Annotated in this window: 2 pseudogenes; both read right to left on the bottom strand. The window is 62.5% G+C overall.

Features of this window, described 5'->3' with window-relative positions:
* Nucleotides 1-522: pseudogene (locus NKH19_RS33265) on the bottom strand (transposase); the annotation flags it as partial.
* Between the two features lie 60 nt (nt 523-582).
* A pseudogene (locus NKH19_RS33270) lies at nt 583-1,050 on the bottom strand (ISL3 family transposase); the annotation flags it as partial.
* Nucleotides 1,051-1,408: the final 358 nt, after the last annotated feature.

Here is a 1,408-nt window from a genome sequence, read left to right on the forward strand (position 1 = left end):
CGATAGAGCCGGTAGATGCGGTTGATGCCCGACGGCTCGCCGCCTTGCCGCAGCAGGATGAACAGCCGCCGGTAGCCGAAGCGCCGGCGCGCGTTGGCAAGGTCGCGCAACTGACTTCGCAGCTCCCTGTCCGGCGGGCGCCGTGACCGGTAGCGGACCATCTTGCGATCGGCGCTGACGATGGAACAGGCCCGCCGTTCCGACAGGCCCATGGCGGCCCTCAGATACGCGACGGCTTCGCGCTTGGCGACGGGACCTACCATTTTTTGACAGAAGCTCGCGCAGCGCCGAGGCTTCCAGCATCTGGTCGGCCAAAAGCTTCTTCAGCTTCGCGTTCTTCTCCTCCAGCGCCTTCAGCCGCTTGGCGTCGGAGACGTCCATGCCGCCATACTTCGCTTTCCAGTTATACAGCGTCGCCTCGGAGATCCCGTGCTTGCGGGCCAGATCGCCTGCCTTCGCCCCCGCCTCGTGTTCGCGCAAAACCGAGATGATCTGCTCTTCCGTAAACCGCTTTCTCTTCATCTGTCCGTCCTTCAATCGAGGCCGGACTCCAATCAAAACCGGAGGAAATTACCCGTGGCAGGTCACCGGCGAGGGGGCGCGGCGAAGCGCATCGCCACTGATCTGATCAGCCCGACGACGATGGGTGGCCCACTCGGTGACGGCGCGCAAGCTCCCCCTGAAGCCTTGGCCTTTCAGCCTTCGCCATAGCGCCGCGCCATTCCGTTCGCCCGCCGCCCACTGCGCATCAAGCCACGGGAGATAGATTTCGAGGGAGCTTTCGCGACTGCGGAAGATATCCGAACGCTGACCGCGCAGCACCTTGCGGATGACGCCACGACTGTGACCAGTCCGGCGGACGATCTCCTTGATGGCAACACCCTCCTTGGCAAGATCGAGAATGGCAGCGTTGGCTTCTTCTCGCCGGACATACCCCTCATATTGCAGCCGCTCGGCTGCGGTCAGGAGGTCCGGATCTATTCCGAGGGCCTTGCGAATCTGGCGCATGGATTTCCGCACAGCATCAAGGAAGGCACGACTGGCGTTCTCTGCGGGGCGGCAATCAAAGTGAGAGTGCAGCGTCAATCAGGATGAGAATGGCGGCGGCTTGAGACGCAGGGAGGGCGTAGCCCGACCGGAGTTTCGAGCCGGCGACGACGCTCCTTGTGGAGGCGTCTTGTGATCGCGGTCGCCCGGGTATGCTGGTGGTTTTTCCGATGGAGGAATCACCTTGTGCCCGGCCGCCACGTAACCGATCACCAGATGAGGCTTTTCATGAAGTTCCGGCAGACCCATACGCAATGCGACGCCGGGAGCAGGAGCCATCCACATGGGGTAATCGCGGGAGCGACGCGCCCTGAACCGATCATAGCCTTGGAGGGTGGCTGTTCCCCGATAAGATGAAATA

The sequence above is a fragment of the Mesorhizobium sp. M1338 genome (assembly GCF_040318045.1).
In the GTDB taxonomy this organism is placed as follows: Bacteria; Pseudomonadota; Alphaproteobacteria; order Rhizobiales; family Rhizobiaceae; genus Mesorhizobium.